General features: G+C 43.3%; 9 protein-coding genes. 8 read left to right on the top strand and 1 reads right to left on the bottom strand.

What is annotated here, in order from left to right; genetic code table 11:
- Positions 1-13 precede the first annotated feature (13 nt).
- Positions 14-412: an SPOR domain-containing protein gene (locus I4Q58_RS05030; RefSeq protein ID WP_203294464.1), complete on the bottom strand. Its 399-nt coding sequence runs from the start codon at positions 410-412 to the stop codon at positions 14-16.
- A 208-nt stretch (positions 413-620) separates the two neighbouring features.
- Between I4Q58_RS05030 and I4Q58_RS05025 the strand changes: the two genes are divergently transcribed.
- From I4Q58_RS05025 to I4Q58_RS04990, 8 genes are read left to right on the top strand one after another with little or no spacing between them, the layout of a single operon-like run.
- The gene (locus I4Q58_RS05025; RefSeq protein ID WP_203294462.1) at positions 621-1,973 is read left to right on the top strand and encodes a c-type cytochrome; all 1,353 of its coding nucleotides are present in this window, start codon (positions 621-623) and stop codon (positions 1,971-1,973) included.
- 30 nt (positions 1,974-2,003) lie between these two features.
- Positions 2,004-5,066, top strand: a complete 3,063-nt coding sequence (locus I4Q58_RS05020) for a TAT-variant-translocated molybdopterin oxidoreductase (protein ID WP_203294460.1) — start codon at positions 2,004-2,006, stop codon at positions 5,064-5,066.
- Between the two features lie 27 nt (positions 5,067-5,093).
- A complete protein-coding gene (gene nrfD, locus I4Q58_RS05015) occupies positions 5,094-6,866 on the top strand; it encodes an NrfD/PsrC family molybdoenzyme membrane anchor subunit (RefSeq protein WP_203294458.1) in 1,773 nt (590 codons plus the stop codon).
- Positions 6,867-6,870: 4 nt separating this feature from the next.
- A complete protein-coding gene (locus I4Q58_RS05010) occupies positions 6,871-7,407 on the top strand; it encodes a DUF3341 domain-containing protein (protein WP_203294456.1) in 537 nt (178 codons plus the stop codon).
- 1 nt (position 7,408) lies between these two features.
- Entirely contained in the window at positions 7,409-8,098 is a 690-nt protein-coding gene (locus I4Q58_RS05005) for a c-type cytochrome (RefSeq protein ID WP_203294454.1), read from the top strand.
- 28 nt (positions 8,099-8,126) lie between these two features.
- A complete protein-coding gene (locus I4Q58_RS05000; RefSeq protein ID WP_203294452.1) occupies positions 8,127-9,509 on the top strand; it encodes a quinol:cytochrome C oxidoreductase in 1,383 nt (460 codons plus the stop codon).
- A gap of 25 nt (positions 9,510-9,534) precedes the next feature.
- Positions 9,535-10,602 carry a cytochrome c oxidase subunit II gene (locus I4Q58_RS04995; RefSeq protein ID WP_203294450.1) on the top strand — a complete coding sequence of 356 codons (1,068 nt, stop codon included), beginning with the start codon at positions 9,535-9,537 and terminating at the stop codon, positions 10,600-10,602.
- Between the two features lie 22 nt (positions 10,603-10,624).
- Entirely contained in the window at positions 10,625-12,451 is a 1,827-nt protein-coding gene (locus I4Q58_RS04990) for a cytochrome c oxidase subunit I (protein ID WP_203294448.1), read from the top strand.
- Positions 12,452-12,482 lie beyond the last annotated feature (31 nt).

Genomic DNA, 12,482 nt, shown 5'->3' with positions numbered 1-12,482 from the left:
TGAATTAAAGGTTTTAACCTCTGTTTTGTGGCTTTAAAATGAAAGCTGCTGGAAAGGTCTCCTGTACTTCCATCAAGGCGCGATCGGCATCAATCCGCTCGTTAAAATTACCTACCCAGACTTTATAATTTGGTGTTTCGTATTCAATGGAAGCGGGCCAATCGCCATAACGACCTCTATATTTTCGAAGGATTTCATTCGCCTTCCCTAAATCGCCATAGTATAATTGTATGGTGTATCCGGTAGATAGTTCGTTGTCTTTTTCCATCTCCTTTTTCAACTCCAACAGCATCGGTATCTTTTCATCCTGATTAACCGTAACTGTTGCTTGTTGGCCGAATGAACTAACTGTGCCTATGGCCAATAGCGTACCACCGAAAAATAGTGTTGGAAGTAAGGGGAATGTTTTCATGCTTTTTTGTTTCATACAAAGGTAAAAGTAATTAACTCCTGCAAATCAATTTTTATTATTTAGAACTAATATAAATTAAGAGTTAACACTTTGTTAGAATTTTGAAAATGGACTTTATACTGTACTTTTGCGTCGTTATTTATGGCATTTAAAAGGATGTAAAAAGCAACAACCTGTTTGCCAAACGTATGGATAATTGAACACCATTATGAAAAAGGTACAATACCGAAAGTTACCCTCCATTTTGTCTCTTTTGTCGATAGCATTTCTGCTATTTTTCTCCACTTTCACGTATGCGCAGGAAGAACAAGCCGCTGATGGGGCTGCTCCTGAAGAAGCTACTGCGGAGGCCGATGCCGAAACACCGGCTGCCGAGGGCGTGGGAGATGTCGAAGCGGGAGAGCGATTGTTTAAAGCAAACTGTGCTGCTTGTCATAAATTAGATAAGCGTGCCACAGGTCCAGCCCTTCGTGGCGTTGCAGATAAATATGACCGTGAATGGTTGTATGCATGGATCAAAAACAGTCAGGAGCTTATTGCTTCTGGCGATCAGCAGGCGGTTGCCCTTTTTGAAGAATACAACCAATCGGTCATGACGGCTTTCCCACAGCTTAGCAATACCGATATCGATAATATTTTAGCGTATACGAGTCAGGAAAAAAAGGTTGCGCCACCACCTGATGTAGCTACAACAGCAACTGGTGCTGGAGACGGTGCTACCAACGAAATCATCTTGGCTGCTTTAGCCTTGGTATTTGTATTACTTGTGGTGATGCTGTTCTTGGTTACCAAAACGCTTCGTCGCATTGCAGAAGCAAATGGCGTAGTATACGAAGAGAAGCAAAAAGGTTTGCCGATCTGGAAAGCATTCGTGCAGAACCAATTCTTGGTATTGGTGTCTTCAATCTTCTTGCTTTTGGCTGCCGGCTATTTCATGTACGGCTTCTTTATGCAGGTTGGAGTTGATCAGGGCTATGCGCCAGTTCAGCCAATTCACTATTCGCACAGAATTCATGCTGGTGAAAACCAAATAGACTGTAATTACTGTCACAGTTCCGCTCGTAAGAGTAAGCATTCTGGAATTCCTTCCTTGAATGTATGTATGAACTGTCATAAAAACATTGCCGAGGTTGCTGAAGAAACACAGCAAACGGGCCTAAACGAATATGGCGTAGATTATAACGCTGAAATCAAAAAACTATATGCAGCGGTAGGATGGGACGAAAGCACCCAATCATATACGGGTGAAGAGAAGCCAGTGAAATGGATTCGTATTCACAACCTACCCGACTTCGCATACTTCAACCACTCACAACACGTAACCGTAGCTGGAGTGGCTTGCCAAAAGTGTCACGGTCCTGTAGAGGAAATGGAAATCATGGAGCAGCATTCGCCGCTAACCATGGGATGGTGTATTAACTGTCACCGTGAAACGAACGTTGCCATGGAAGGCAATGAGTACTATGAAAAAATCCACGAGGAATTGGCGAAGAAGTATGGCGTGGAAAAAGTTACAATCGCCGAAATGGGCGGTTTGGAATGTGGCAAATGTCACTACTAATAATTTGAACATCATTTTCTAGATAGCAATATGGCATCAAACAAGAAATACTGGAAAAGTGTTGAGGAATTAAAAACCGACAGTCCGATTGTCGAAACCCTTAAACAAAACGAATTCGTGGAAGAAATTCCAACCGATGCGTTTTTGGGCGACAAGGAGAAGCTGTCCTCTTCATCAACCACACGTCGTGATTTCTTAAAGTACGTGGGCTTCACTACTGCTGCAGCTTCATTGGCTGCCTGTGAAGGTCCTGTGGTTAAATCGATTCCTTACGTGGTTCAACCGGATGAGATCGTTCCGGGAATCGCGAACTTTTACGCTTCGGCCATTGCCGATGGATTCGATTTTGCCAATGTATTGGTTAAAACCCGCGAGGGACGTCCGATTAAGATTGAGCGAAATACCCTTTCGGAAAATGGAAGCTGTGTTAACGCAAGAGTTCAGGCTTCGGTTTTATCACTGTATGATAAGAATCGCTTAACCGCTCCCAAAATGGACGGTGCTGAGGTAAGCTGGGAAGAATTCGACGCGGGCGTAGCACAAAAAATGAATGAGTTAAGTGGGCAGGATATCGTATTGTTAACACAAACATTCGCAAGTCCTTCTACTTCAAAATTGATACAAGAATTTCAAGCGAAGTATCCAAACGTTCGTCACGTAGTATACGATACGGTTTCTTCTTCTGAAGCCTTGGATGCTTTCCAAAATAAATATGGAACCCGTGCCCTGGCCGATTATGATTTCTCTAAAGCAGAGGTAATCGTTTCTGTAGGTGCCGACTTCCTTGGCGATTGGCAAGGTGGTGGATACGAAAGCGGGTATGCAAAAGGACGTATTCCTAAGAACGGAAAAATGTCCAAGCATATCCAATTCGAATCGAATATGTCGCTTTCCGGTGCTAATGCCGATACCCGAGTGCCAGTAACGCCGGCTCAGCAAATGCAAGTACTTCGTGCATTAACAGGCGGAAGTGCTTCAGGATTGCCAGAAAATATTGCAACTGCGGTTCAAAACGCAAAAGCACAACTTCAAAAAGCGGGAAGCAAAGGAGTTGTTATTACAGGTTTACCTGATGTAGGTGCTCAAACAGCTGCGCTAAATTATAATGATGGTGTTGGAAGTACTGTAATGGATACTGCCAAGCCGCGAATGACGCGCAAGGGAAATAGCGCCGAAGTGCGTCGCGTCATGCAAGGTGTCGTAAACGGAAGCATCAAAGGACTTATTACTGTTGGTGTAGATCCTGTATATTCCTTCCCTGCAGGTAAAGAATTTGCAGATGCTTACAAGAACTTGGACTTCACGTTGGCCTTCTCTATGAAAGAGGACGCTACGGCTTCAAGAGCACAGATGATCGCTGCTACGCCTCATTATCTTGAAAGTTGGGGTGATATTCAAATGAAAAAAGGCAGCTTCAGCTTAACGCAGCCTACTATCCGTCCGTTGTTCAATACACGTCAGTTTCAGGACTGCTTGTTGAAGTGGACCGGAAACACAAAAAATTACTACGAGTATATCAAGGAATCTTGGAATACTTCAATCCTTGGCGGAAGTTCTTGGAACCAAGCCTTGCATGACGGTTTCTTCGAATCTTCTGCTGAAGTTTCAATGGAAGATGCTACCGCTTCTGAAGATACCATGGAAAGCAATACTTCAAACGGTGCCTTACTTTCACAAGATGGTGGCATGCAGTTGATATTGTATACCAAAACATCGATGGGTGACGGTCAGATGGCCAACAACCCTTGGCTTCAGGAAATGCCAGACCCTATTACAAGAGCAACTTGGGACAACTACGCATTGATTTCGCAAGCAGATGCTGAATCGTTGGGTCTTGAAAACGAATATGTGGCTAATGGAGCTATGAATGGAAACTATATCAACATTACTGTTGGTGACGCAACCGTTCAGAATGTGCCGGTAATCATTCAGCCAGGACAAGCGAAAGGGTCTATCGGCCTAGCGCTTGGATATGGTAAGAAAGAGGCGGTTCAGGAAGAAATGCAAACAGGGGTGAATGCATACCCGCTGTATCAAAACTTCTCTGACATTCAAAATAATGTTCGTATTGAAAAAGCGGCTGGTACGCATGAGTTTGCTTGTATCCAGCTTCACAATACGATGATGGGTCGTGATATCATCAACGAGACGACCTTAGAGATATTCAATACTAAGAAAACACACGAATGGAATCCAATTCCAGTGGTTTCGAAAGATCATCAAGAAATTCCTGTAACGGATCCAGATGCGGATCTGTGGGAAAGCTTTGATCGGTCGGTTGGGCACCACTTCAACCTTTCTATCGACTTAAATGCTTGTACGGGTTGTGGGGCATGTGTAATTGCATGTCACGCCGAAAACAACGTTCCTGTTGTTGGTAAGGATGAAATGCGTAAGAGCCGCGATATGCACTGGTTGCGTATCGACCGCTATTACTCTAGTGAAGAAAGCTTCCAGGCCGATACCGAAAAGAAAGAAAATATTTCAGGACTTGGCAGTTCGCTATCAGAATATGGTGAAATGGAATCGCCAGCGGCAAATCCGCAAGTGGCCTTCCAGCCAGTTATGTGTCAGCATTGTAACCACGCACCATGTGAAACGGTTTGTCCGGTTGCGGCAACTTCACACGGTCGTCAGGGGCAAAACCACATGGCATATAACCGTTGTGTAGGAACACGTTACTGTGCGAACAACTGTCCTTATAAAGTACGTCGTTTTAACTGGTTCTTATATGCCGAAAACGATGAATTCGATTACAACATGAATAACGATTTAGGTCGTATGGTCTTAAATCCTGATGTTGTGGTTCGCTCTCGAGGTGTTATGGAAAAATGCTCGATGTGTATCCAAAAGACACAACGTTCTATTCTGGACGCCAAATTAAAAGGAAGACCGGTGAAGGATGAAGAATTCCAGACCGCTTGTTCCGCAGCATGTAATACGGGTGCTATCGTATTTGGTGATATAAATGACCACGATAGTGAAGTATTCGAGCTTACAAAGGATGATAGAATGTATCACCTTTTGGAGTCCGTTGGCACAAAGCCAAATGTCATGTACCAAACGAAGGTACGTAACACTAACGAAGCATAAACTAACTAAGAAATAGCAAAATAAGATATGGCGTCGCATTACGAAGCACCTATTAGAAAGCCCTTAGTTACAGGCGATAAATCATACCACGATGTAACCGTGGATGTGGCTGCGCCCGTAGAAGGGAAAGCCAATAAATCGTGGTGGATAGTGTTTACCATCTCCCTAGTCGCTTTTCTATGGGGATTGGGTTGTATCATCTATACAGTATCTACCGGTATTGGAGTTTGGGGTCTTAACCGAACCGTAAACTGGGCCTGGGATATCACCAATTTCGTTTGGTGGGTAGGTATCGGTCACGCGGGTACCCTGATCTCTGCCGTATTGCTCCTTTTCCGTCAGAAATGGAGAATGGCAATTAACCGTTCGGCGGAGGCGATGACGATTTTCTCGGTAATTCAGGCGGGATTGTTCCCGATTATTCACATGGGTCGTCCATGGCTAGCGTACTGGGTATTGCCAATTCCGAACCAATTCGGTTCGCTTTGGGTAAACTTTAACTCACCGCTGCTTTGGGACGTATTCGCGATTTCAACATACCTTTCGGTTTCATTGGTATTCTGGTGGACAGGATTGCTTCCGGATTTCGCAATGATTCGTGACCGCGCAATTACGCCATTTACAAAAAGAATTTATAGCATTCTATCGTTCGGATGGAGTGGACGTGCCAAAGACTGGCAACGTTTCGAGGAAGTGTCTTTGGTTTTAGCTGGTTTGGCAACACCGCTGGTACTTTCGGTACACACCATTGTATCGTTTGACTTTGCTACTTCGGTAATTCCGGGATGGCACACCACCATCTTCCCACCCTATTTCGTTGCAGGTGCGATTTTCTCTGGATTTGCCATGGTAAACACCCTTCTGATTATTATGCGGAAGGTGTCTAACCTAGAAGATTATATCACTATTCAGCATATCGAATTGATGAACATCGTTATCATGATTACCGGTTCCATCGTTGGGGTTGCGTATATCACCGAGTTGTTCATCGCATGGTATTCTGGAGTGGAATACGAACAATATGCTTTCCTTAACCGTGCAACAGGGCCGTACTGGTGGGCGTACTGGTCGATGATGACCTGTAACGTATTCTCGCCACAGTTCATGTGGTTCAAGAAATTGCGTACGAGCATTATGTTTTCGTTCTTTATCTCTATCGTGGTGAACATTGGTATGTGGTTCGAGCGTTTTGTAATTATCGTTACCTCGCTTCACCGTGATTACCTTCCATCTTCATGGACGATGTTCTCGCCATCCTTTGTAGATATTGGAATCTTTATTGGGACCATCGGATTCTTCTTTGTGTTATTCCTATTATATGCAAGAACATTCCCGGTAATCGCTCAGGCAGAGGTGAAGTCTATTCTGAAATCATCAGGAAGTAAGTACAAGAAATTACGTGCCGAGCACGGAGATGATGTAAAACATTACACACCTTTAGTGCGTGAGCCGTCTCAAAACTCGACCAATTTTGATGACGACACCATGGAAACGCCAGAAACGGCACATCCTGAAGGTATTGTTGATAATGAAGTTGAGCTGGAAAAGCTGAACACATTGCTTTCAAATATTGGAACGTTCGATCCTGAAACACAAGAGCAGGACGACTTGAAGAAAATTAGTGGTGTAGGACCGGTGATGGAGCAGAAGCTTCACCAATTGGGTATCTATACTTTTGATCAGGTAAGTAGAATGACCGATAAGGAATACGATTTATTGGATACCCTTATCGATGAATTCCCTGGACGCGCCAAACGAGATGATTGGGCAGGTCAGGCAGAACAACTTAAAAACAAGTAAGACAATGGCATCGAAGACACTTCACGCTATTTATACCGACGACGACATCCTAATGCAGGCTGTAAAGGATGTTCGTGCAGAGCACTATCATATTGAAGAAGTTTACACGCCTTTTCCAGTGCACGGCCTAGATAAGGCCATGGGACTTCCCTACACTCGAATTGCGATTACATCCTTCTTATATGGATTGGTAGGATTATCTGTTGCTATTGTAATGATGAATTTTATCATGATTGAAGATTGGCCACAGGATATCGGTGGTAAGCCTTCTTTCAGCTATCTGGAAAACATGCCGGCTTTCGTACCGATTATGTTCGAACTTACGGTATTTTTTGCAGCTCACTTAATGGTGATCACTTTTTACATGCGTAGCAAATTGTGGCCCTTCAAGAAAGCTGAAAATCCAGATCCGCGTACTACCGACGATCATTTTTTGATGGTTGTGGACGCCGGTCGAAATGATGTTAAAAAAGTTGCCGATTTCTTGACCAATACCGGTGCTTTGGAAATAAAACTAGTTGAAAACAATGACGATCATTAATATGAAAAAAGTCTTGTACATAGGGGTTGCGCTTATCGCGGTGATAGGGATTACGTCCTGCGCCGATAAGGGAGAGCCTAACTATCAATATATGCCAAATATGTATGAGCCGGTAGGATATGAAACCTATGGTGAATATGATGTGTTCCAAAACGGACAAGAGGCAAAGCTTCCAGCGGCAGGATCTATTCCACGTGGATGGAAACCTTACGACTATGAAGATTCGAACGAAGGATTGGAAAAAGCACGTGCTGAATTAACAAATCCACTTCCAGTCACAGATGATAACTTGGCGGCAGGTGCACAATTATATACTGTTTATTGTGCCGTTTGTCATGGCGATAAAGGTGACGGAAAAGGAATCTTGGCGCAGCGTGAAAAATTCTTGGGTATTCCGAGTTATGCTGATCCGGGACGAAATATCACACCTGGTAGTATCTACCATGTTCAGATGTATGGGTTGAACGCCATGGGTTCTTACGCTTCACAAACGAACGAAAAAGAGCGCTGGCAAATTACCCAACATGTAATGAACTTAAAAGCTGCCTTGAAGGGAGAGCCTGAATTAACTCCAGAAGGAGCTGCACAGGATTCTACCGCAACAGGTGGCGACCAGATGGCTGCAAACGGTTCCATGGAGCAAGAGAGCGCAGCGATGGAGAATGAAGCAGAGGGAACACAAGAAAACTAACAAACGTTTAAAGAGAATAGCAATCGATATGTATTCAGTACCTAGCAAATTAAAACTCTTCGCAATAATCTTTATGGTTGTTGGCGCCATAGGCATTGTTGCTGGTTTTCTTACTGCCCCTAGCAGTACGGAAGAGGTGAAGGAAATGATGGCATCACACGGAGATGGCCATGGCGAACATGCCGAGGATAGTCATGCCACGATGGAGCATCATGGCGGTGCCGAGGCAGGCCATGACGGTCACGAAGCTATGAATCCTCGTTTAGAACCTGCACACGATGGAGGAGAGGATGCTCACTACGAGCATGTATTACATCAATTACAGAACCGACCTTGGTCTGCCCTTTATATCGCATGTTTCTTTTTCTTTATGATCGCATTGGGTGTTCTTGCTTTCTACGCTATTCAATATGCTGCACAAGCAGGATGGTCGCCCGTTCTATTCCGAGTTATGGAAGGAATTACAGCCTATCTTCCGGTAGGTTCAATTATCATCTTTATCTTATTAGTGCTTTCCGCTTTCCATGTAAATCATATCTTTCATTGGATGGACCCAGAATTGGTGAACCCTGAAAGTGATCATTATGATGCCTTAATCGCAGGAAAAAGTGGCTACTTAAATGTTCCCTTCTTCTTAATAAGAGCAGCAATCTATCTAATTGGATGGAACCTTTACCGTCATTTCTCTAGAAGAAACTCACTTCGTCAAGACGACGCCGAGGACAACCGTTGGTTCAAGAAAAATTTCAAACTGTCCGCTGGATTCTTGGTATTCTTTATCGTTACCGAATCGATGATGTCTTGGGATTGGATTATGAGCTTCGACCCACACTGGTTCTCGACCTTATTTGGATGGTATGTATTCGCCGGAATGATGGTAAGCGCTATTACTGTAATTTCTATGGTTGCCATCGTACTAAAATCGCAAGGATATCTTGAGTTTGTGAACGATAGCCATATTCATGACTTGGCTAAGTTTATGTTCGGTTTCAGTATTTTCTGGACCTATCTATGGTTCTCACAGTTTATGCTGATCTGGTACTCGAATATTCCAGAAGAGGTAACGTATTTTATCACACGAATTGAAGACTATAAATTGCCGTTCTTCGGTATGCTCGTTATGAACTTTATTTTCCCAGTATTGTTGCTAATGAACAGCGACTATAAGCGAATCAACTGGTTCGTTATCCTTACGGGAATCGTCATCTTAGCAGGACACTATATCGACGTGTTCAATATGGTGATGCCAGCTACAGTTGGTGAATCATGGTTCATCGGGCTTCCAGAAATCGGATCGGTGTTCTTCTTCTTTGGCTTGTTTGTGTTTGTCGTGTTCAGCGCCTTGGCAAAAGCACCATTGCTCGCAACACGCAACCCATTCGTCAAGGAAAGTAAACACTTTCATTATTAATAAATTTGAATAGAGACAGATAGCAATGACCGCATTTTTAGTAATATTAGTACTGGTTTTATTTGGTGTCACGGTATGGCAGATGAACAAGATTTTTCAGATGTCCAAACCAAAGTCATCTTCAGACGCTGTTGAAGTTGCAACAGATGCTGATAACCGCATTAACGGAAAATTGATGTTAGGATTTGTCCTTTTCATCTACGTACTTACCATCATTTCATTCTGGAAATGGGGCGATGTGTTGTTGCCGATTTCAGCTTCAGAACACGGATTGGAAACCGATCAGTTGATGCTAATTTCTATGATTATCATTTTTATCGTGGGAATTATTACACAATGGTTGTTACACTATTTCGCCTATCGCTATGCTGGGAAGAAAGGTCAGAAAGCCGTCTTCTATGCCGATAATGATAAATTAGAGTTTATCTGGACGATTATCCCAGTAGTAGTACTAGCCGGGTTGATTATCTACGGACTCTTCACTTGGACCGATATCATGAATGTCGATGTTGAAGAAGAAGATCCTTTGGTAGTCGAATTATACGCATATCAGTTTGACTGGAGAGCACGCTATGGTGGTGAAGATAATACACTAGGAAAAGCAAATGTTCGCCTTATTGAAGGTGTAAATCAATTGGGTGTCGATATGAGCGACCCGAACGGGCAGGACGATGTTGTGGTGAATGAACTTCACCTTCCTGTGGGAAGAAAAGTGTTATTCAAGATGCGTTCGCAAGATGTACTGCACTCGGCCTACATGCCACACTTTCGTGCACAGATGAACTGTGTGCCAGGTATGATTACCCAGTTCGCCTTCACCCCAAATATGACAACGGCCGATATGCGTCAAAATGACGAGGTTATTGAAAAAGTGCGAACTATTAACGAAATTAGAAGAGAAAATAGCGAAGACTTAATCGCTAAAGGTGAAGAAGGATTAGAACCATACGAATTCGATTTCCTACTTTTATGTAATAAGATTTGTGGTACCAACCACTATAACATGCAGATGAAGATTATTGTTGAGTCCGAAGAGGAGTATGAAGCATGGTTAGCCGAACAGCCTACAATGGCAAAGGCGATGGAGCAATAACAAAAAAATAGCTTAAAAAGATATGTCAGCACACGCACACGAACACGCAATAGATCACCACGATGATCATGGGCATCATCACAAAGAGACCTTCATAACGAAGTATATCTTTAGTCAAGATCATAAAATGATATCCAAGCAGTACCTTATCACCGGTCTGTTTATGGGTATCATCGGTATTGCCATGTCTATCTTATTTAGAATGCAATTGGCATGGCCAGAAGAACCGTTTACAATATTTGAAATTTTCCTAGGTAAATGGGCCGAAGGAGGTGTAATGGATCCAAGTGTTTATTTGGCATTGGTAACTATTCACGGTACCATCATGGTATTCTTCGTCCTTACCGCAGGATTAAGTGGTACGTTTAGTAACCTCTTAATTCCTTTGCAGATTGGAGCACGAGATATGGCCTCAGGATTCCTGAATATGGTTTCCTACTGGTTGTTCTTCTTGTCGAGTGTTATTATGGTATTGTCTCTGTTCGTGGAGGCAGGACCAGCATCGGCAGGTTGGACCATCTATCCGCCGCTTAGTGCCTTACCACAAGCTATTCCCGGTTCTGGTGCAGGGATGACCCTTTGGTTGGTCTCTATGGCAATCTTTATTGCTTCTTCGTTACTTGGTTCATTGAATTATATCGTAACGGTAATCAACTTACGTACAAAAGGGATGTCTATGACACGCCTTCCACTTACTATTTGGGCGTTCTTTGTAACGGCTATTATCGGTGTGGTTTCATTCCCAGTATTACTTTCAGCAGCGTTGATGTTGATTATGGACCGAAGCTTTGGAACGTCTTTCTTCCTATCCGATATCTATATCGCTGGAGAAGTACTGCATAATCAAGGGGGATCACCGGTACTCTTTGAACACTTATTCTGGTTCCTTGGTCACCCTGAAGTATACATCGTATTGCTTCCGGCCCTTGGTATTACCTCTGAAGTAATTGCCACCAATTCACGGAAACCGATTTTCGGATATCGTGCGATGGTTGCTTCCATCTTAGCGATTGCGTTTCTATCGACAATTGTTTGGGGTCACCACATGTTTATCTCAGGTATGAACCCATTCCTTGGATCGGTATTTACCTTTACAACATTATTAATTGCGATTCCTTCCGCAGTAAAAGCATTTAACTATATCACGACCCTTTGGAAAGGGAACCTACAGTTTAACCCTGGTATGTTATTCTCCATCGGATTGGTGTCAACCTTTATTACGGGTGGACTTACCGGAATTATCCTTGGGGATAGTGCCTTGGATATTAACGTTCACGATACCTACTTCGTGGTAGCTCACTTCCACTTGGTAATGGGTATTTCGGCCTTGTACGGATTGTTCGCAGGGGTATACCACTGGTTCCCGAAAATGTTCGAAGGTAGAATGATGAATAAAAACTTAGGATATGTTCACTTCTGGGTAACCGCTATTGGTGCTTACGGAGTATTCTTCCCAATGCACTTTGTTGGATTGGCAGGACTGCCACGTCGTTACTATACCAATACAAACTTCCCGTATTTCGACGACTTGGCCGATGTGAATGTGGTAATGACCATTTTTGCAATCGTTACGGCAGCAGTTCAACTGGTATTCTTGTATAACTTCTTCTATTCTATGTTCTACGGAAAAAGAGGTGCGAAGAACCCATGGAATTCGAATACATTGGAATGGACGGCCGAAATGAAACACATCCACGGAAATTGGGATGGTCCTATTCCACATGTATATCGTTGGGCATACGACTATAGTAAGTTGAACAAAGACGAAACCGATTACGTAATTCCGGGGCAAGACTTTATTCCTCAGACCTTACCACTTCAGGATAACGAAGAAGAGCTAAATCACTAAGCTTTAGTGAAACAGATACTAAAAAACCCTT

The sequence above is a fragment of the Luteirhabdus pelagi genome (assembly GCF_016827595.1).
GTDB classification, from domain to species: Bacteria; Bacteroidota; Bacteroidia; order Flavobacteriales; family Flavobacteriaceae; genus Luteirhabdus; species Luteirhabdus pelagi.
Note: the sequence above shows the minus strand (reverse complement) of the source record. Positions and strands in the feature narration are given on the sequence as shown.

Excerpts from the sequence above, each read along its gene's own strand:
- I4Q58_RS05030 (WP_203294464.1), bottom strand. The coding sequence starts at position 412 with ATGAAAACATTCCCCTTACTTCCAACACTATTTTTCGGTGGTACGCTA.
- I4Q58_RS04995 (WP_203294450.1), top strand. The coding sequence starts at position 9,535 with ATGACCGCATTTTTAGTAATATTAGTACTGGTTTTATTTGGTGTCACG.
- I4Q58_RS05025 (WP_203294462.1), top strand. The coding sequence starts at position 621 with ATGAAAAAGGTACAATACCGAAAGTTACCCTCCATTTTGTCTCTTTTG.
- I4Q58_RS05005 (WP_203294454.1), top strand. The coding sequence starts at position 7,409 with ATGAAAAAAGTCTTGTACATAGGGGTTGCGCTTATCGCGGTGATAGGG.
- nrfD (WP_203294458.1), top strand. The coding sequence starts at position 5,094 with ATGGCGTCGCATTACGAAGCACCTATTAGAAAGCCCTTAGTTACAGGC.
- I4Q58_RS05020 (WP_203294460.1), top strand. The coding sequence starts at position 2,004 with ATGGCATCAAACAAGAAATACTGGAAAAGTGTTGAGGAATTAAAAACC.
- I4Q58_RS04990 (WP_203294448.1), top strand. The coding sequence starts at position 10,625 with ATGTCAGCACACGCACACGAACACGCAATAGATCACCACGATGATCAT.
- I4Q58_RS05000 (WP_203294452.1), top strand. The coding sequence starts at position 8,127 with ATGTATTCAGTACCTAGCAAATTAAAACTCTTCGCAATAATCTTTATG.
- I4Q58_RS05010 (WP_203294456.1), top strand. The coding sequence starts at position 6,871 with ATGGCATCGAAGACACTTCACGCTATTTATACCGACGACGACATCCTA.